General features: G+C 62.6%; 20 protein-coding genes and 1 pseudogene. 10 read left to right on the top strand and 11 right to left on the bottom strand.

Annotation, left to right across the window (positions count from 1 at the left end):
- Positions 1-84: 84 nt before the first annotated feature.
- The 8 genes and pseudogenes from hisD to AB2N04_RS19335 all read right to left on the bottom strand — a co-directional run bounded on the left by hisD (position 85) and on the right by AB2N04_RS19335 (position 6,336).
- On the bottom strand, positions 85-1,416 hold the full coding sequence (gene hisD, locus AB2N04_RS19300; protein WP_367718864.1) for a histidinol dehydrogenase: 1,332 nt from the start codon (positions 1,414-1,416) through the stop codon (positions 85-87).
- A 150-nt stretch (positions 1,417-1,566) separates the two neighbouring features.
- Positions 1,567-1,965 (bottom strand): annotated as a pseudogene (locus tag AB2N04_RS19305) (GNAT family N-acetyltransferase); the annotation flags it as partial.
- The gene (locus AB2N04_RS19310) at positions 1,949-2,152 is read right to left on the bottom strand and encodes a hypothetical protein (protein WP_367716368.1); all 204 of its coding nucleotides are present in this window, start codon (positions 2,150-2,152) and stop codon (positions 1,949-1,951) included. The gene AB2N04_RS19310 and the pseudogene AB2N04_RS19305, both read right to left, overlap by 17 nt.
- A gap of 106 nt (positions 2,153-2,258) precedes the next feature.
- Positions 2,259-2,660 carry a GAF domain-containing protein gene (locus tag AB2N04_RS19315; RefSeq protein WP_367716370.1) on the bottom strand — a complete coding sequence of 134 codons (402 nt, stop codon included), beginning with the start codon at positions 2,658-2,660 and terminating at the stop codon, positions 2,259-2,261.
- A gap of 115 nt (positions 2,661-2,775) precedes the next feature.
- Positions 2,776-3,528 carry an ABC transporter ATP-binding protein gene (locus tag AB2N04_RS19320; RefSeq protein WP_367716372.1) on the bottom strand — a complete coding sequence of 251 codons (753 nt, stop codon included), beginning with the start codon at positions 3,526-3,528 and terminating at the stop codon, positions 2,776-2,778.
- Positions 3,525-4,370 carry an ABC transporter ATP-binding protein gene (locus AB2N04_RS19325; RefSeq protein WP_367716373.1) on the bottom strand — a complete coding sequence of 282 codons (846 nt, stop codon included), beginning with the start codon at positions 4,368-4,370 and terminating at the stop codon, positions 3,525-3,527. The genes AB2N04_RS19320 and AB2N04_RS19325 overlap by 4 nt, the downstream gene beginning before the upstream one ends.
- A complete protein-coding gene (locus tag AB2N04_RS19330; RefSeq protein ID WP_367716375.1) occupies positions 4,367-5,263 on the bottom strand; it encodes an ABC transporter permease in 897 nt (298 codons plus the stop codon). Before AB2N04_RS19330 ends, AB2N04_RS19325 begins: the two co-directional genes overlap by 4 nt.
- Positions 5,260-6,336 carry an ABC transporter permease gene (locus AB2N04_RS19335; RefSeq protein WP_367716377.1) on the bottom strand — a complete coding sequence of 359 codons (1,077 nt, stop codon included), beginning with the start codon at positions 6,334-6,336 and terminating at the stop codon, positions 5,260-5,262. The genes AB2N04_RS19330 and AB2N04_RS19335 overlap by 4 nt, the downstream gene beginning before the upstream one ends.
- Positions 6,337-6,568: 232 nt before the next feature.
- Here AB2N04_RS19335 and AB2N04_RS19340 point away from each other — a divergent pair, with 232 nt between their 5' ends.
- The 7 genes from AB2N04_RS19340 to queF all read left to right on the top strand — a co-directional run bounded on the left by AB2N04_RS19340 (position 6,569) and on the right by queF (position 12,473).
- Complete coding sequence (locus tag AB2N04_RS19340; RefSeq protein ID WP_367716379.1) at positions 6,569-7,234, top strand: helix-turn-helix domain-containing protein; 666 nt, start codon at positions 6,569-6,571, stop codon at positions 7,232-7,234.
- 22 nt (positions 7,235-7,256) lie between these two features.
- Complete coding sequence (locus tag AB2N04_RS19345; protein WP_367716381.1) at positions 7,257-8,843, top strand: ABC transporter substrate-binding protein; 1,587 nt, start codon at positions 7,257-7,259, stop codon at positions 8,841-8,843.
- 88 nt (positions 8,844-8,931) lie between these two features.
- On the top strand, positions 8,932-10,029 hold the full coding sequence (locus AB2N04_RS19350; RefSeq protein WP_367716383.1) for a M24 family metallopeptidase: 1,098 nt from the start codon (positions 8,932-8,934) through the stop codon (positions 10,027-10,029).
- Positions 10,030-10,166: 137 nt separating this feature from the next.
- Positions 10,167-10,913: a 7-cyano-7-deazaguanine synthase QueC gene (gene queC / locus AB2N04_RS19355; protein WP_367716385.1), complete on the top strand. Its 747-nt coding sequence runs from the start codon at positions 10,167-10,169 to the stop codon at positions 10,911-10,913.
- Positions 10,906-11,262 (top strand): 6-carboxytetrahydropterin synthase QueD, encoded by a 357-nt coding sequence (queD, locus tag AB2N04_RS19360; protein WP_367716387.1) that lies wholly within the window; start codon positions 10,906-10,908, stop codon positions 11,260-11,262. The genes queC and queD overlap by 8 nt, the downstream gene beginning before the upstream one ends.
- Entirely contained in the window at positions 11,259-11,990 is a 732-nt protein-coding gene (gene queE / locus AB2N04_RS19365) for a 7-carboxy-7-deazaguanine synthase QueE (RefSeq protein WP_367716389.1), read from the top strand. Before queD ends, queE begins: the two co-directional genes overlap by 4 nt.
- Positions 11,991-12,005: 15 nt before the next feature.
- Positions 12,006-12,473, top strand: a complete 468-nt coding sequence (queF, locus tag AB2N04_RS19370) for a preQ(1) synthase (protein ID WP_367716391.1) — start codon at positions 12,006-12,008, stop codon at positions 12,471-12,473.
- 46 nt (positions 12,474-12,519) lie between these two features.
- Here queF and AB2N04_RS19375 read toward each other — a convergent pair whose 3' ends face one another.
- The 3 genes from AB2N04_RS19375 to AB2N04_RS19385 all read right to left on the bottom strand — a co-directional run bounded on the left by AB2N04_RS19375 (position 12,520) and on the right by AB2N04_RS19385 (position 14,755).
- Positions 12,520-13,320 carry a DUF3883 domain-containing protein gene (locus tag AB2N04_RS19375; protein ID WP_367716393.1) on the bottom strand — a complete coding sequence of 267 codons (801 nt, stop codon included), beginning with the start codon at positions 13,318-13,320 and terminating at the stop codon, positions 12,520-12,522.
- Between the two features lie 222 nt (positions 13,321-13,542).
- Positions 13,543-14,226 (bottom strand): YiiX/YebB-like N1pC/P60 family cysteine hydrolase, encoded by a 684-nt coding sequence (locus AB2N04_RS19380; RefSeq protein ID WP_367716395.1) that lies wholly within the window; start codon positions 14,224-14,226, stop codon positions 13,543-13,545.
- Positions 14,227-14,362: 136 nt separating this feature from the next.
- Positions 14,363-14,755 (bottom strand): hypothetical protein, encoded by a 393-nt coding sequence (locus AB2N04_RS19385; RefSeq protein ID WP_367716396.1) that lies wholly within the window; start codon positions 14,753-14,755, stop codon positions 14,363-14,365.
- A 288-nt stretch (positions 14,756-15,043) separates the two neighbouring features.
- Here AB2N04_RS19385 and AB2N04_RS19390 point away from each other — a divergent pair, with 288 nt between their 5' ends.
- From AB2N04_RS19390 to AB2N04_RS19400, 3 genes are read left to right on the top strand one after another with little or no spacing between them, the layout of a single operon-like run.
- On the top strand, positions 15,044-15,730 hold the full coding sequence (locus AB2N04_RS19390) for a hypothetical protein (RefSeq protein ID WP_367716397.1): 687 nt from the start codon (positions 15,044-15,046) through the stop codon (positions 15,728-15,730).
- On the top strand, positions 15,717-17,888 hold the full coding sequence (locus AB2N04_RS19395) for an RND family transporter (RefSeq protein WP_367716399.1): 2,172 nt from the start codon (positions 15,717-15,719) through the stop codon (positions 17,886-17,888). Before AB2N04_RS19390 ends, AB2N04_RS19395 begins: the two co-directional genes overlap by 14 nt.
- Complete coding sequence (locus AB2N04_RS19400) at positions 17,885-18,385, top strand: hypothetical protein (protein WP_367716401.1); 501 nt, start codon at positions 17,885-17,887, stop codon at positions 18,383-18,385. The genes AB2N04_RS19395 and AB2N04_RS19400 overlap by 4 nt, the downstream gene beginning before the upstream one ends.
- Positions 18,386-18,389 lie beyond the last annotated feature (4 nt).

An 18,389-nucleotide genomic window follows, 5' to 3' on the forward strand; every position in this document is an offset into this window, starting at 1 on the left:
GGCCCCACCTGAATTGGTGGAAGATCAGAACCATGATGGGGCCGAGACTGTTTACAACCGGTTTTTCCTACCGGATGACCAGAACTAATCCGTCTTTTCCACGTGATTGTTTCTGAGCTTCGTCACTGCATTGCCATGGGCGTCGAAGCCTTCATAACGTGCGAAGCGCAGCGTGTGGGGAGCGAACGCGGCGTAGCCTTCAGCCGTCACGTGACCAATGGATGAGGCTTTCATGAAATCGTGCACGCCAAGCGGCGAATGCGCGCGCGCCATGCCCGACGTGGGCAGAACGGCGTTCGGCCCCATCGCGTAATTGGCCATGGAACCTGCCGCATATTCGCCAAGCAGGATTTCCGACGCATTGCGCACGCGCGACAGATACTCAAAAGGTGCCTTCGACAGGATCTGCAAATGCTCGGGCGCGTAGTCGTTGACGAAGGCGAACGCCTCTTCCGGCGTGTCCGCGAGCACGATGCCGCCGCTCGTGCCGCCCAGCACATCCGAGGAGTAGCGCACGCGCTCGGCGCTCATCTCGGCCCAGAACCTCGGCAGCGCATCGCGCACCTTTTCCGCAACCTCCCGCGACCAGGTGACGAGGAAGTTGGAGCTGTCGCTGCCGTGTTCGGCCTCGACCAGGAGATCGAGTGCGGCGATTTCCGGATCGGCAGTCTCATCTGCCAGAACGATGCTCTCGGTGGGACCCGCCGGCAGGCGCGAGGCGATCTGGCCCTGAAGCAGACGCTTGGCGGCGGCGATCCACGGGCTGCCCGGCCCCTCGAACTTGGCGCAGCGGGGCACCGTTGCCGTGCCGAATGCGGCGGCGGCAACGGCCTGGCCGCCACCGGCCTTGTAGACATGCTTCACGCCGGCAATGCGCGCGGCAACCAGCGTGGCCGCATCCACCTTGCCGTCTGGTCCGGGCGGGGTGAGCACAATGGGCATCGGCACACCGGCCACCACGGCCGGGATCGCGGTCATGAGCGTCATGGAGGGGAAGGTGCCCTTGCCGCGCGGGGAATAGAGCGCAACGCTGTCGATGGGCGTGGTACGTTCGCCAACGAGAACGCCGGGGCGGATTTCCTTCATCCACATCTCTTCCGGCCGCTGCGCCTCGTGGAATCGGCGGATGTTGTCGGCGCAGAACTCCAGCGTCTCGATCATCTCCGGCTCGAGCGTCCTGAAGGCTGTCTCGAAATCCTCTTCCGTTGCCGCGATCTCGTCGGGCTCGACCTGCGCCTTGTCGAACATGCGCGCGAAGCGAGAGAGCGCCACGTCGCCTTCCTTGCGCACCGCCTCGATGATGGGCGCGACATTCTCCAGGAAATGGGTGAGATCGTCTTCCGTTCTCGTCAAGAGCGTCTTGCGCTCTTCATCGGACAGTTTTGACAATTCGTGCCAGGCAACGCGGTTCGACATTTTCATCCACCAGTTCAAAGGATGCGTTTGGGCGCCACGTATAAATGATTTTCGGGCGAGGCATAGCCCCAGCGCGCCGGCTCGATCAGCGAGCATGCCCTCATAGATGCCGGGCGTGGAGCCGGGTATCTCGATTGCACCGCACTGGCGCCTGTAGAACTCCACCGGGCCGGCGGCTCCGATCACCGCATAGGCATAACCGGCCTCGCGCATTGCCTGGAGCGTTGCCATGAGCAGCGCCGCACCAACGCCGCGCCCGCGCGCGGCCTCATCAACGCCGGTCGGGCCGAAGAAGCCCTTCGCCGTGGCATCGTAGCAGGCAAAGCCCAGCAGCCTGCCGTCTTCCACCGCGACCAGAACATTGGTCGGCTGCGCCGCCATGGCCACGGCGCATTCACTGGCCCAGTTGCGGCTGAAATGCTTCTCGGCGAAATCGCACACGACATGCATTTCCGGCCCGATGGCGCGGCGAATGACAATGCCCTCGGCCACGGGTCTGGCCGGCGGGAGCTTGTAGAGAGGCACGAGCATATCAGTCATGGTCTGCATCCGAATAGGCAACGAAATGGTCTGGCGCAACCTCACGATAACCCGAGATGGGGCGCGCCGCACGTGCCCGCACGGCCTCCGCGCTCGTTTTCAGCGATGCCTCGCTGGAGGCCGAGAACCTGCTTGTTTCGGTGCGCGGTGCAATCGACAGCGCGCTGCCGGTAACGGCAGGCGAAAGACAGGCCAAGCCAGCGCCTGCTTCGGATGAGGCCTATCGCGCGGACCGGCTGAGCCATGTGCTGCGCCACTATACCTATGGCCCTAAAAGCGCGCATCTGATCCTGAAGGTAGGATTATCCGTCCTTCAGGTGGCGGCTGGCAAGATAGGCCGCTTTTGCCGGCACCGAGAGCCAGGCCTTCGCCAGCGCCACACGCTCGGGCGTGTAGTGATGCTCGACATCGAGCATGTTGACGGTGCCGACCAGCGTGTCGCCCAGCACCACCGGCAGGTTGATGACCGAGCCGCAGCCGAGCTCGCCGATGAGCCTGGCGTCGGGGAACACGGTGTCGATATCGGCCAGCGTGTTGGCGACGAAGCACTCGCGCTTTTTGTGCACCGTCTCGAACCAGCGGTCATAGTGGATCGGCTTGGTGCCGGAGACGGGGTATTCTTCCGGGTGCGAGGTGTAGGAACGGCTTGCCGTTTCCGTCTTCATGTCGGCGGTCATGAAGGTGAACAGCTTCGTGCCGACCACGGCACGCGTCAGCTCCAGAAGCGCATCGAAAGGGGCATCCGGGGTCGTGGCAAGCGCAAGCGCACGGTCGAATTCGGCCAGCGGGGCCGGTATAGTCGGTCATTGTCAGTCTCTGTTATGCGGGTTGGAGCGTGCCGCCGCTTGCGGCATAGAGTTCACACGAATAGGGATCGGCAAGCCGGCCCGACTTTAGCGCGTCGACGGTGGCGATCTCGACAACACGGCCATGGCGCATGACCGCCATCCGGTCGCAAAGGAAGGAAACCACGGGCAGATTGTGGGTCACCATCAGATAGGTGAGCCCCTGCTCGCGGCGAAGTTTCTTCAACAGGTTGAGGATTTCCGCCTGCACCGAGACGTCGAGCGCCGAAGTGGGCTCGTCGAGCAGCATCACGCGCGGCTCCAGCATCAAGGCGCGGGCAATCGCCACGCGCTGTCGCTGGCCGCCCGAAAGCTGGTGCGGGAAGCGGAAGCGGAAACGCTGGTCGAGACCGACCGCATCGAGCATATCCTTCACGCGCGTGTCGCGCCCGCCAATGCCATGCACGGCAAGCGGCTCGGCCAGGCAGTCATCCACCGTCTTGCGCGGATGCAACGATCCGTAAGGATCCTGAAACACCATCTGGCAGGTTTTTGCGAATTCCCGGTCAGGTTTGTGGCCGCGCGGCTTTCCGAGCACGGAGATGCGACCGCTCCAGTCGGGTGCAAGGCCGCTGATCGCCTTGAGGATGGTGGATTTTCCGGAACCCGACTCGCCCACCAGCGCGAAGCTCTCGCCCTCGGCCACCGAGAAATCGACGTCGAACACTACTGGCGTCTTGCCATAGCTGATCGACAGGTTTTCGAGTTGGATGGCGGCGTTCTTCATGTGCCCGCTCCCGTGGTCCAGGTGCTGCGGTCGAGCACCGGCAGTTCGTCGCGCTCCTCGTCCATGCGCGGCATGGCCGCAAGTAGGCCCTTCGTATAGGGGTGCGTCGCCTTGTTGAGATCGCTTGCCTTGCAGGTTTCGACGATCTCGCCGCTGTTCATGACGAGGATGCGGTCGCAATAGCGCGAGACGAGGTTCAGATCGTGACTGATGAGGATCAGCCCCATGCCCTTGCCGGTGACCAGATCGTCGATGATGTCGAGCACCTGCGCCTGCACCGAAACGTCGAGCGCCGAAGTCGGCTCGTCGGCGATCAGAAGGTCGGGCTCGGGGATGAGCATCATGGCGATCATCACGCGCTGGCCCATGCCGCCGGAAACCTCGTGCGGATAGAGGTTCGCCACCCGCTCCGGTTCGTTGATGCGCACGGCTTCCAGCATGGAAAGCACCCGCGCCTTCAGTTCGCTGCGCGCCAGCTTCCTGTGGGTGAGGAGCGCCTCGCCGATCTGCTCGCCGATGGTCATCACCGGGTTGAGCGAGAACTTCGGGTCCTGCATCACCATGGAAATGCGCGCGCCGCGAAGCTCGCGCATCTGCCGTTCGCTCTGGGCCAGAAGGTCGATGCCGTCGAAACGCATCCGGTCCGCCGCCACGCGGCCCGGCTTGCGGATGAGCCGCAGGATGGACCGGCCCGTCATCGACTTGCCGGAACCGGATTCGCCGACAATGCCCAGACGCTCGCGTCCGAGCGAGAAGGAAATGCCCTTCACCACGTCGACCGGTCCGCGGGATGTGGGGAAGGTGACGGTCAGGTTTTCGATTTCAAGCAGCGGTCCGCTCATTGCTTTTCTCCCTGCTTGGGATCGAGCACGTCACGCAGACCATCGCCCAGGAAGCAGAAGCCGAGGCTGACGAGAATGATCGCAAAGCCGGGCATGGTGGCGACCCACCACTGATCGAGGATGAAGTTGCGCCCGCGCGAGATCATCGCGCCCCATTCAGGCAAAGGCGGCTGCGCGCCGAGGCCAAGGAAGCCGAGGCCGGCGGCGGTGAGGATGATGCCCGCCATGTCGAGCGTCACGCGCACAATGGTCGAGGACGCACAGAGCGGCAGCACGTGACGCAGGATGACGCGCGTTGCCGAAGCGCCCTGCAGCCTGACCGCCGAGATGAATTCCGAATCCCGGAAGGTGATCGTCTCGGCGCGGGCGATGCGCGCATAGACCGGCCATGCGGTGATGGCGATGGCGATGATGGCGTTTTCGATGCCCGGCCCCAGTGCTGCCACGAAGGCAAGCGCCAGAATGAGCTTCGGCATCGACAGGAAGATGTCGGTCACACCCATCAGGACGCGGTCGACCCAGCCACCGAAATAGCCCGACACCGCACCGACCACGAGGCCGATGGGAGCGGCGATGACGGCCACCATGGTGACAATCAGTAGCGTGATGCGCGCGCCATAGACGACGCGCGAATAGATATCACGACCAAGCTCATCCGTGCCCATCCAGTGTTCGGCGGATGGCGGCATGAGGCGGTTGGCGAGATCCTGGCCGATCGGAGAATAAGGCGCTATCAGCGGTGCGAAAATGGCCATGATGACCAGCACCAGCACGACCAGCGCGCCGACAACGGCGAGCGGATTACGCAGCAGTGCGGTCCAGACGCGCCATGCGCGGCCCAGATTGGCCTGCAGGCGCGAGGCGGGCGAATCGTCGAGAAGCCAGTCAATCATCGGCGTGCCCTCGGGTCGAGGATGCGGTAAAGCACATCGGAAATCTTGTTGATCATGATGAAGACAGCGCCAATCACCAGCGTCGCGCCGAGAACGGCGTTCATGTCGGCGGTCAGAAGCGCGGTCGTGAGATAGTTGCCGATGCCCGGCCAAGAGAACACGGTCTCGATCATCACCGAGCCTTCCAGCAGCGCTGCGTAGGACAGGCCGATCACGGTGATGAGCTGGATGCGGATCGGATAGAAGGCATGCCGCCAGATGACGCGGCGCTCGGACACGCCTTTCACGCGCGCCGTGGTGACATATTCCTGCCCGAGCTGGTCGAGCATGAAGGAGCGCGTCATGCGGGCGATATAGGCGAGCGAGAAGAAGCCGAGGATCGACGCCGGCAGCATCAGATGGTCGAGCGCATTCCAGAAAATGTCCCACTCGCCGGCGATCACGCTGTCGATGAGATAAAGCCCGGTCACGGGATCGAGCAGACCGTCATAGAAGATATCGACGCGGCCCGGACCGGCAACCCAGCCAAGCCCGGCATAGAAGACGGCCAGACCCACAAGGCCGAGCCAGAAGGCAGGCACCGAATAGCCGAGCAGGCCGAGCACGCGGATCACCTGATCGATCCAGCTGCCCTGATGCGTGGCGGCAACAACCCCCATGGGCACGCCCAGCACGACACCGATGATGATGCCGATGGTGGCCATTTCCAGCGTCGCGGGGAAGACGCGCGCCAGATCGTCGACCACCGGGCGGCCGGTGGAGATCGACATGCCGAGATCGCCTGTCAGAACATCACCCACATAGGCGAAGAACTGCACGATGAGCGGGCGGTCGAGGCCCATGGCCTGACGTGCCGCCTCGTAGACCTCCTGTGTCGCCCGGTCGCCGACGACCGAGAGCACGGGATCGATCGGCACGACACGACCGATGAAGAAGGTGATGGCCAGAAGGCCGAGAAATGTGACGGCGACGACGATGGCGAAACGAAAAACGCTCGCAGCGCTCTCGAAGGCTCGTCCTGCCAGCATGCTCATGCGGGCTCCGGCAGCCCCGGTGGATGGTTCAAACGCCATGGCTGTTTCGCTCTCTGGCCGCTGATTTTGTTGATGGATGCCCCAAACGCGCCCCCTCTCCCCTGGCTGACCTGCAAGCCGGCGCGCGCACCACCAGGAAGCCAACACTCTGATTTCATGCGATTTTGCGGCGAGGAAGCTCTCCCCGCGCCCTGCAAAACCTTCAAAAAAGAGCTTGGATCATACAAAAAAATCTGATTACATCAAAAAAATTTTTGTGGGGGAAAAATCTTTGAGCACGCAGCCGGCCCGCGCCATACCCGATGTCGACACCAGAATTGGTGTGCTGATCCGCGCCCGCCGAAAGCAGCTCGGTCTCACTCTGCAGCAACTGGGAGAGGCGTCCGGCCTTTCCGTCGGCTATCTGAGCCAGGTGGAGCGCGACAACGCCACGCCGACGCTCGGTTCGCTTGCCGGCATTGCCCGGGCGCTGGGTGTCGGGCTCGATTATTTCGTCGCCCAGCCCCGCGCCGAAGACGGGCTGACACGATCTGAAAACCGCGCTCAGTTTTCGATTGCCGGCTCCTCGATCATCTATGAGCGGCTGGGAACCGAGTTTCCCGGAAGCCAGCTATCCTCCTTCGTGCTGACAGTGCCGCCCGGCTATTCTTCGGAGACGGTGAGCCATGAGGGCGAGGAGCTGATCTACATTCTCGAAGGCACCATCACCCAGTATCTCGACGGCGAGGAAATGGTGATGAAGGCCGGCGACAGCCTGCATTATCGCGGCAACACCCCGCATGCCTGGAAGAACACCGCCGATACGCCGGCCCGCCTCTTGTGGACCGGCACGCTGACCGTGTTCGGCGCCAGCGGCCAGGCGAGCAACCGCATCGAACTGGTTTCGCCGGACAAGAGCTCCGGCAAACCCGCAAGAAAAACCAAGAGCAATCCCTGATCCAGAAAAGGAGGAGAACAAGATGAAGCTCTTCAAGACGGCGCTCCTTGCCGCCGCCCTCACCATGCCGCTTTCGCAGCATGTGCTCGCTGCCACGCCGGACAATGTGCTGGTCGTCGCGCAGAACATCGATGACATCGTCGCCATCGATCCCGCACAGGCCTACGAGTTTTCGTCGGGCGAGCTGGTCACCAACATCTATGACCGTCTCGTGCAGTATGACGCCGAAGACCCGACGGTGCTCGCTCCCGGCCTTGCAGCCGAGTGGGAAGCCGATGCGGAAGCAAAGACCATCACCTTCACCATGCGCGACGGCGCGACCTTCCATTCGGGCAACCCGGTGCGCGCGGAAGACGTGGCGTTTTCCTTTGCCCGCGTCATCAAGCTGAACCTGACCCCGGCGTTCATTCTCGCCCAGCTCGGCTGGACGGCGGATAATGTGGACCAGATGGTCACCGTCGACGGCAACAAGGTTGTCGTGAAATATGAGGGCGATTTCTCGCCGGCCTTCGTGCTCAACGTGCTGGCCGCCCGCCCGGCTTCCATCGTCGATGAAAAGACGGTGATGGAGCATGAAGAAAACGGCGACATGGGCAACAAGTGGCTCAATTCGAACTCTGCCGGTTCCGGCCCGTTCAAGCTGACCGCATACCGCCCCGGCGAGCTGGTGCGCATGGGCGCCAATGCCGACTACTTCAAGGGTGCTCCGAAGGTCGAGAACGTCATCATCCGCCACGTGGCGGAAGCAGCGACCCAGCAGCTTCTGCTTCAGTCGGGCGATGTGGACATGGCCCGCAACCTGACGCCGGACCAGATCAACGGCATTAGTGCCGACAACATCAAGGTCGAGACCTACCCGCAGGCGGCCGTGCATTTCGTCTCCTTCAACCAGAAGACCGAGGCGCTGCAGCCGGAAGCCGTGTGGGAGGCCGCGCGCTACCTCGTGAACTATGAGGGCATGACGGAAAGCTTCCTCAAGGGACAGATGGAAATCCATCAGGCCTTCTGGCCGAAGGGCTTCCCCGGCTCCTATGACGAGACGCCCTACACCTACGATCCGGAAAAGGCCAAGCAGATCCTCGCCGATGCCGGTGTGGAAACACCGATCAACGTGACGCTCGACGTCATCAACTCGACGCCGTTCACGGACATGGCGCAGTCGCTGCAGGCGAGCTTCGCGGAAGCCGGCATCAATTTCGACATCATCCCCGGCACGGGCTCGCAGGTCATCACCAAGTACCGTGAGCGCAGCCACGAGGCGATGCTGCTTTACTGGGGCCCGGATTTCATGGACCCGCACTCCAACGCGAAGGCCTTCGCCTATAACCGCGACAATTCCGACGACAACTACCAGGCCACCACCACATGGCGGAACGCCTGGGCCGTGCCGACGGAAATGAACGACAAGACCGCTGCGGCACTGGCCGAATCCGACGCTGACAAGCGCAACGCGATGTATGTCGAGCTGCAGAAGGAAGTGCAGGCCAAGTCGCCGATCGTCATCATGTTCCAGGCTGCCTATCAGGTGGCGATGGACAAGAAGGTGAATGGCTACGTCAACGGCGCCACCTCCGACTTCGTCTACTACCGGCTCGTCACGAAAGACTGATCAAAGCCGTATCCTTCGAGGCCGCCCCGCCAGTCGTGGCGGCCTCTTTGTCTTTCCATAGCGCCTCTCTCATTTCTGGAGTTTTTCGATGTCCACCACCTCCAACCGGCGGCTTGAGGCCCTGCGCGAGCGCATGCGCGAAACCGGCACCGATCTCGTCGCCATCGGCCCGTCGAGCCACATGATGTATGTGGCGGGCCTTGATCCGCACGGTGACGAACGCCCCGTCATGCTGCTGGTCTCGAAGGATCATGCCGGGTTTCTCATGCCCGCACTCAATGTCGACAGCTCGCGCCAGAAGACCGACCTGCCCTTCTTCCCCTGGCGCGACGATGACGGCCCGGACGCAGCCCTCGCCGAGCTCCTCAAGGCATCGAACCTGCCGGCGGCCCCGAGCGTTGTGATCGACGAGACGATGCGCGCCGATTTCGCGCTGCTTCTGCTCGACGCGCTGCCGGGCGCAAAGCGCCGTTTCACCGACGATACGGTCGGCCATCTGCGCGCCCGCAAGGACGAAGACGAGTACAAGCGCCTGAAGGCGAGCGCCGTGCTCAACGACAAGGCCGCCATGGCCGGTTTCGATGCGCTCAAACCCGGTGTCACCGAGCTGGAAGTGGCGGCAGCCATCCGCGACGTCTACAAGGCGGCGGGTGCGGTGCCGGTGTTCACCAGCGTGTGTTTTGCCGGAAATGGCGCCTTCCCGCATCATCACACCGGCGACACGAAGCTGAAGGAAGGCGATGCAGTGCTGATCGACACCGGCGGTCGGCTGGACGGTTATCCGTCCGACATGACACGGGTGGGCTACTACGGAAAGCCCGATGCTGAGTTTGAGAAGGTCCATGCCATCGTGGAGCGGGCGGTCACCGCAGCGCTGAATGCGGCGAAGCCGGGCGTTTCAGCCAAGGCCATCGACCGGGCCGCACGCGACGTGATCACCAAGGCAGGTTATGGCGAATACTTCACCCACCGCACCGGCCACGGTCTCGGCATCGACATTCACGAGCCGCCCTACATGACCGCCACCTCCGAGACGGTTCTGGACGAAGGCATGGTGTTCTCCATCGAGCCCGGTATCTACCTGCCCGGAAAATTCGGCCTGCGGCTGGAAGAGATCGTGATCCTGCGCGCCGACGGTGCGGAGATCCTTTCCGACCTGCCGCGCACCGCGCAGCTGCGCGGATAGAGGCTCACAAAGCCAGGCGGCGGTCGGGAAACCGATCGCCGCTTTTCTTTGGGCTGAAGGTCTGATACGCCTCCAGCCGCCGGAGAATCCCGGCACCGGTCGCAGCCTACCCGGTCATTAAAACAAGGAACCCGATCATGAAAACGCTCGTCGTCTGCTCAGGCGGACTCGATTCCGTTTCCCTTGCCCACAAGGTGGCGCGGGAACGAACCCTTATTGGCCTGATCTCCTTCGATTACGGCCAGAGACATCGCAAGGAGCTGGATTTCGCGGCAAAGGCAGCCGCCCGGCTCGGCGTCCCCCACGACCTTCTCGACATATCCGCCATCGGCCGGCATCTCTCCGGATCGGCTCTAACCGACGCCATCGACGTACCGGACGGTCACTATGCCGAGGAGACCATGCGCGTGACGGTGGTGCCCAACCGAAACGCCATCATGCTCGCCATCGCCTTCGGCATCGCCGCAGCGCGCGGGGCCGATGCCGTGGCTGCCGCCGTTCATGGTGGCGATCACTTCATCTATCCCGATTGCCGGCCGGGCTTCATTGATGCGTTTCAGGCCATGCAGGATGCAGCGCTCGAAGGCATGGGCGCGGTCAGCCTCTACACGCCCTTCGTGAACGGGACCAAGGGCGACATCGTGCGCGAGGGTGCGCGCGCTGAAACGCCGTTTGCCGAGACCTGGTCCTGCTACAGGGGCGGCGAAACCCATTGCGGGCGCTGCGGCACCTGCGTGGAGCGCCGCGAGGCCTTCCACGAGGCTGGCGTTACCGACCCCACCATCTATGACGATCCGGACTTCTGGCTTGCCGCCACCGGGCGACAGGCCACCCCACGACAGGCCACCCCACGACAGGCCATTGGGGAGGCAGAGCATGTATAGGGTCAGCAAGGAGTTTCACTTCTCCGCCTCGCACCGCCTGGCGAACCTGCCGGACGACCACCCCTGCGCGCGGCTGCACGGGCACAATTACATCGTGGTGGTGGAACTGGCCGGCGAGCGGCTCGACAATCACGGCTTCGTCCGCGACTACCGCGAGCTCAAGCCCCTGAAAGACCATATTGACGACACGCTCGACCACCGGCACCTGAACGAGGTGTTCGGCCATGACGGCGTCACCGCCGAGTTTCTGGCCAAGGCGCTTTTCGACTGGTGCCGAACGCGCTGGAGCGAGGTGACGGCGGTGCGCGTGAGCGAGACGCCGAAGACCTGGGCGGAATACCGGCCATGAGCACGCTGCGCATTGCCGAGATTTTCGGCCCCACGATCCAGGGCGAAGGCGCGTTGATCGGCATGCCGACCGTGTTTGTGCGCGCCGGCGGCTGCGACTATCGCTGCCGCTGGTGCGACAGCCTGCATGCCGTCGACAATACCTATCGCCACGACTGGCTGCCGATGCAGAGCCAGGACGTGATGAAGCGCGTGAGAGAACTCTCCGGTGGCGCGCCCGTCATGGTCTCGCTGTCCGGCGGCAACCCGGCGATCCAGCCCTTCGAACGGCTGATCGATACCGGTCGCGCCGAGGGCTACCGCTTCGCGCTCGAAACACAGGGGTCGATCGCCCGCGACTGGTTCGCAAAGCTCGACATGCTGGTTCTGAGCCCCAAGCCGCCCTCCTCCGGCGAAACGGTGGACTGGGAGCGTTTCGACGCCTGCATCGCTGCCGCCGGATCTGCATCCACGGTGATGAAGATCGTGATCTTCGACGAGGCCGACTATCGCTGGGCGAAAGATGTGGCAGGCCGCTACCCCGCCCTGCCCCTCTACCTGCAGCCGGGCAACCACACCCCGCCGCCACCAACGCCCGAGGCAGAAGCCGAGGATGCCGCCATCGACATGGAAGGCATTCTGGAACGCATGCGCTGGCTGGTGGACCGCACGGTGGCCGACCGCTGGTTCTCCCCCCACATCCTGCCGCAGCTTCACGTGCTCCTGTGGGGCAACCGGCGCGGCGTCTGAAAGGAAATGTCCGCAATGACCGACAAGACCATCTACGACGACCTGACCCTTCTGGGTGGCAGGACGGAACTGCCCGCATCCCCCGAAGAAGCCGTTCTCGAACGCGTGCCCAACCCGCAGGAGGATGTGCGCTACGCCGTGCGCTTCACAGCACCGGAATTCACGTCGCTCTGCCCGCTCACGGGCCAGCCCGACTTCGCCCATCTGGTGATCGACTACGTGCCGGCCGGCTGGCTGGTGGAGAGCAAGTCGCTAAAGCTCTATCTCGGCGCGTTCCGCAATCACGGCGCGTTTCACGAAGACTGCACCGTCTCCATAGGCCGCCGCCTGTGCGACCTTCTGGACCCCCACTGGCTGCGCATCGGCGGCTACTGGTATCCGCGCGGCGGCATGCCCATCGACGTGTTCTACCAGACCGGAGAACCGCCCAAGGGTGTGTGGATCGCCGATCAGGGCGTCCCGCCCTATCGCGGGCGGGGCTGAGGCAATGGCAGCAGAGTGAGGGAGGGCGCAGACCGATAGGCCGGGTTCATTGAAAGCTTGCCTGAAAGGACGTTGCGGTAAGTGATACGTGCGCATCCAGCGGTGGGAACAGCTCAAACGCTTTCGGCTCGCGTGAGAAGCCCCAGAGCCGGAACAGGCTCCATTCGGAGCGCCGCTCCTCCGCCACGGCCAGTTCGTTGCGACTGATGTGGAACGGTGTGCGGACCCACCCGTTTGTCGTTTTCACTTCGATAAGGCGTGGACGGCCGTCCGGGGTAAAGCTTGCTATGTCATAACCAGCGCCGTCACCATCTTCCTCGGAGACCCAGCGAATCTTCCGGGCCAGATCTTCCCGCCCGGCGAGTTTCAACGTCGTCCGCTCGTGTGCGAGAACACATTCCTCGCCAGCGCGTCCCAGAGTACGGTTGCGTTCATCCCTGCCGGCAATGTCGTATTTTTGAGCGGTGCGAAGCGTCTGTTCCAGTTCCTGCGGAGGCAGCTGGTTCGTCAGTGTCGGCGGTGGCTCCACCCAGATCTGTGCCGCGTCGCGCATGCCGTCTGGCAGGCCACGCATGGGTTGACGCTCAAGCCAGGAAGGTGTGAGCGCCAGCCACCGCGCCACCGCTTCCTCGAGCGAAGTCTGATAATTGAACGCTGGTTTGTAGCCCTGAATCCAGTCCTCACCAAGCGCTACCAGAACCGCGCTTATGTTCTGATGCTTGAACTCAACCGCCCCCTCAGACCGGTTGTTCAGAAGCGGCAGCAACTGCCGCCGATGCTCGGCCTTGCTGTAGCGTTGTCCTGAGATATCGTCAGAGAGCATCGCGAAGTAATCCGCGACGATCAAGTCGTTCTCTTGGTCTGTCCAGTGCCCGTTTGACATGCCGCCAGGCTATGAGGAGAATTTTCGTTTGTCACGGATACTTTGCCGCGAAAAATCGAACTTTGCCGGCTTCAGAAACATGCGCCATACCATAGGTACAAACTGTTACCTATGTCTCCGGGCAGTACAAAAGGGAAATGGCGGGCCGCGACCGATAGTAATGATCACTACATTTACGCTATAGCCCTATGAATTCCTTGCGGTTCTGATGTCCAGCTGACGCTGATTCTTAGGGATTCGAGCGGAGGGTCTGCTCTGAATGTCATCAGCTATTGTAATGCGATACGCCCCGTTCATAAGCAGTGTCTGGAAGAGTTGATCCGGGGTTACGAACGACCGACCGAGAATGCCGGTTGTGGCGACAGGGTCCATTCCAAGGAACTCCAGCACCAACTCAGTGCATAGGAGTTCGGAGTTGTCGGTGCCATCAAAATTGAAGTCGTAACTGCGAACGCTCATCGCGTTTATCTTATCGGCGACATCCACCAACCGAACATTCGTGGACAATCTTACAACGGTCACATGGTCAGCATCGAGAATCTCATCAATGTCGCTGAATCGAACCCCGTCGCGATCGGCGTGAAAGAAACCCTTCCGGTCGACGAGCGCCGAGCGGAGACGCGGGGCGATCTCCACTCCCCGCCAGTCGTCCATGTCTCCAAACCAGATCCCTGCATGACTGAAATGGCCGGGAATAAATAGAGACGTCCCCTTGTACGGTGCTGAAAGAAGTACGACGTCGAAAGGGCGCAATTCCCGTTGAAGAACCGCCCTGATATCGTCGCGGCCGGCAAGATGCCCGTTTCGAAGGCGCAGGTTCCCAGCGAGCTTGGCGATTGGTCTGGCTACGACGGGAACGACGGAAGACAATATCGGTGCGGGACGATCCGATTCGTGGCTAGTGGCGCAACCGCCTAGTAGAGCGATCCCAGCGAGCAGGTGACCACCTCTAGCCAAGCGGTATCGGACCGAAGCAGATCGGTGCTTCATGCAGGTTATCGCAAGGCTACCAGCGACCCGGTCCGAAATGCGCGCGACAGGCGCTGACGCGGAATTGGTTCAGCGGGATTCGCGAATCGAACCCGCGGCTGCTTCCAGGATCGATCTCGCAGTTCACGTTCGCCGATCCAGGGTCACACCGGCGCGAAACATTGTACCACTGGCCGCTCTGCTGGTAGAAATACTCTACGAACAGGACATGCGCGCGGATCGACGCGCCGTTCCACACATCGCAGTAATAGGTGCGCGTCCCTCGCTCGAGGCGGCCGTCGACCGACTGCGCATGCGCCTGGACGCTCATCGCTCCGGCGATAAACACAAATGCCATCAACACTCTTCGGCCAATATTGCCGAATGCCGAATTCTCTTCACGTACGCTCACCATCGCTTTCTCGTTCATCCTCGCCTCCGAAACTGCGTCCCTTCATCACGATAAGGTTGCGCCTTCGGACTTCCCGTGTCGATTAGGGCAGTTGTCGTAATGGTGCATGTCGCCTTTCCTGATCCTGCTGCTAGCACATGTGACCGGGTTGCCCGGTCCGGAGTTGAGACGATAGACTCTGCCCAATCGCGTTGTGGCGAATTGTGGGGTGCCTATGGAAAAGACAGGGCGCAGCCTGGCTCATGTCTCCGTTGCTATCGGACTTCTATGCTTCAGTCGGCCGGTGGACCGGTGGCATGCACACAAATGACAGGCGATGACATCAGCCGGGCGAACGCGCGTCTCGAGGCCATAGAGGCACTGCTGAACGATCTTGCGCGCTCCTCGATCGCCCACGGTCATTTCGCCCTGTTGTATTTCCACACCGTCAGCCGATGGCGCGCCTACTCCCGTACATGCAGACAAAACGAGGCGCTCGATCTTCTCATCATCGGTCTCTTCGACAAGTTCGACGACTATGTGCTGAGGCTGCCCAGGGAACGCAAGCCGACCTCGATCCGGCCGTGGGCAGGCTATCTGCGTCGCATGTCGGTTGCGTCACCCGGCTGGTTGAGCCGGATTTCGGCTCTCGCCCTTGCCGTGCGCGCGCATATCCGGTTCGACCTGGCCGAAGCGATCTGCGAAATGCACGAAGTCTACTCGAGACGGCATGGCGCCCCGCCGGACATGGCGCAGTTCCAGAAAACGATTCTCGACGCCAGCGCAGCACTGGTCTTTCTGGCTGCCTGGGAAGATTTCGTATCAGGCCTCGCGAACCAGGGGCGCTTTGCCGGCACTGTCGCCGTGATCGCGCGGCCACTCGGCCGGATCGGACTTCCTGTGTTTCAGGCCATGCGGCGTCGCGCCATGCACGAGGCGCTCGACAACCTGCGCACCGCGCGCAGGATTGAAAGGCCTCTTGTGTACGTAAGGCTCGGGCGTGCGCTCGTCTGAGCCAGGGTGGCTGGCCGCACCAGGCCTCTGGGCGGCAGGGTCACCGCGCATCGCCGGTCTGCTCCTGATGGGAATGATGCTGGCCGCTGTGGCGTGCGCCACACAGTTGCGTTTCGATCCGGACATTTACCGCAGCTTTTCGTCGGGAAATCCGCACCTGGCAGCCTATGCGGACTTTCTCGAGCGGGCAGGCCCGAAGCCGAGACACATCGTCATGCTCGTCGAAGCCGATGAACCGATGTCCCTCGACGCGTTCGAGCATATCCGGGACATATCTCTCGATATTTCCCTGCTTGACGGCGTCGGCGCGGTCGTTTCCATCGGGACTGCGCGATTCCCGGCGGATGCAGCCGCCTACGCGGGGCAGCCCTTGTTGCCGCTGGACATGCGCGCGGAAGCCTTCCCGGAACGGTTGTCGGCCTTCGAGAAGTCGAAGCCGTTCTCGTCGATCCTGCTGACGGGCGACCGGAAGGCCGCCGCCGTCCACATCGCCGTTGAAGACAATGCAGCCCCGGATACTCCCCTCGCCCTCGCCAGCGCGATTTCAGAAGTTCTGGAGGCCGCGGAGGACACCGATCTCCGCCTGTCTATCACGGGTGAGGACCTCATCGGGCCGGAGATCGTGCGTGCCCTCAAGGACGATCTCGTCCTCTACACGGTAGCGGGCGGCATCGTCGCTCTGGTCTTTGCCGGCTGGCTGTTTCGCGATGTCCGACTGATACTGGTTTGCATCGCGCCGGCGGTTATTGCCGGCCTGTTCAGCCTTGCCGTCTTCGTGGTGCTCGATATTCCCGTCACCGTCGTCAACAATGTCGTTCCCATCCTCATCTTCATCCTCGCGCTGGCGGATTGCGTTCATCTGACGATCGCCTATGCGCGGGATCGGCAAGTTCGCGACGAGGACACCGCGCTCGCAAGCGTCATCGGGAGCGTCGGTCCCGCATGTGCGCTGACCTCGGCAACGACCGCGATCGCCTTTGCCGCGATCTTCATTGCGGGCGATATGCAGATCAGGGAATTGTCGCTCGTCGGCGGCGTCGGGGTCTGCGCCGGCTATGCAGCGATGATCGTCGCATTTCCGGTTCTGGTGCGGATGCTCCGTCCACGAGGCCGGCCATCCGGCGTCAGCGCTTCCGCCGCGATCCGCCGCCTTGCGATCCGTGCCGTGTCGTCCTCGCGAAAAACCGCAGTCGCAGGGTTCCTTATGACAGTCACCGGACTGGTCTTGTGCTGGCACGCCGAGCCATGGTTCACCTTGCAGCAGAACCTGCCGCTCGGCGGCAGCGCGCACGCCGCCGAGCGGCAGGTCGCCGACAGGTTCGGAGGATTCTATCGGTTCTGGGTGGAGTTCCCGCGCGACGACAGAACATCCGCCAACATCAGCGCGGACCGACGACGGGCAGCGCTGTCGGAGGCCGCGTCGGGCTATCCGGTCATCACGCATTCGCTGGTCATGGCGTGGTCCGGTGGCGAGGCGGACGGCACGCTGCCCTTTCTTTCGCTGCTGGAACCGCAGGGCGGCGTCGAACGCATGGTCGTTCTGATGCCGGAACCGATGCACAGCCGGGATACGCTTCAAGCCTATGACCGGTTGGAGCGGACGGCCAACGACCTCGGGGCCAGCCTCATTACCGGCCTCCCAACTGTCTTGCGCCATGAAGCCTCGGTCCTCGTGCATCAGATGGCGATGTCGCTGACGATTGCTTGCATCGTCGCCTCTCTGCTCGTGGCGCTGGCGTTCGGCAGGCTCTGGATCGCGGCAGTTCTCGTCATGCCGAACATGCTGCCGCTGCTTCTCGCAGCCGGGATCTATGCAGGTTTCAACGGATGGAGGATCGGACCGAGCGCCGTTCTGGCCCTGACCGTCGCTTTTGGCATCGCAATTGACGATTCCATTCATTTCGTCAGCCGCTACCTTCAGGCGCGCGATCGCAATGTACCGGTCGAAGCTGCTCTGGGACAGGCCGCAAACAGGGCCGGCTGGCCGATGACGATCACGACCGTTCTGATTTGCGCCGGCTTGTCCGTTCCCCTGTTCAGCAGCTTTGAAACCGTAAGGGCCTTCGCCGGCATCCAGGTCGCGGCGCTGGTGGTGGCACTGGTCTCCGACCTCGTCCTCCTGCCGGCATTCATCCATCTCCGAGAGAACCGACAATGACGCATTCCCTGCTCATTCTGGCCGCGCTGAGCCTGTCCGCAACACTGATTTCACCACCCGCCAAGGCGGACGCCACGCTTTCCCGATTTTCCGGGGTCTGGAAAGGAGACGGCTGGGCAATGCGTGCGGATGACGAGCCGCGGCAGGCGATCCGCTGCCGCGTCGTGATGAATTACGTGGAGGCGGCCGGTGAGCTTGAGTTTTCCGGACGATGCGGAGGCGGAGGCAACACCGCGTCATTCAGGGGCAATCTCGTCAAAAGCACCGGCTCGATATACCGCGGTGAGTGGATCGCCTCCGGATCGCGCGCGCGCGAGCCGTTGACCGGGAAGGCGTCTGGTCCGGATATGGTTTTCTTTTTCGGTGAAACCGGTGGGAGCCGCCACACGGGGACTATGCGGTGGTCCCTGCATAACGGCAACCTGATCATCGACAGCGCCGTCGCACGAAACGGCCGTGCTGGCCGGAGCGCGATGAAGCTGGCACGCACCGATTGACAAA

This window comes from Nitratireductor sp. GISD-1A_MAKvit (genome assembly GCF_040819555.1).
Lineage (GTDB): Bacteria > Pseudomonadota > Alphaproteobacteria > Rhizobiales > Rhizobiaceae > Nitratireductor.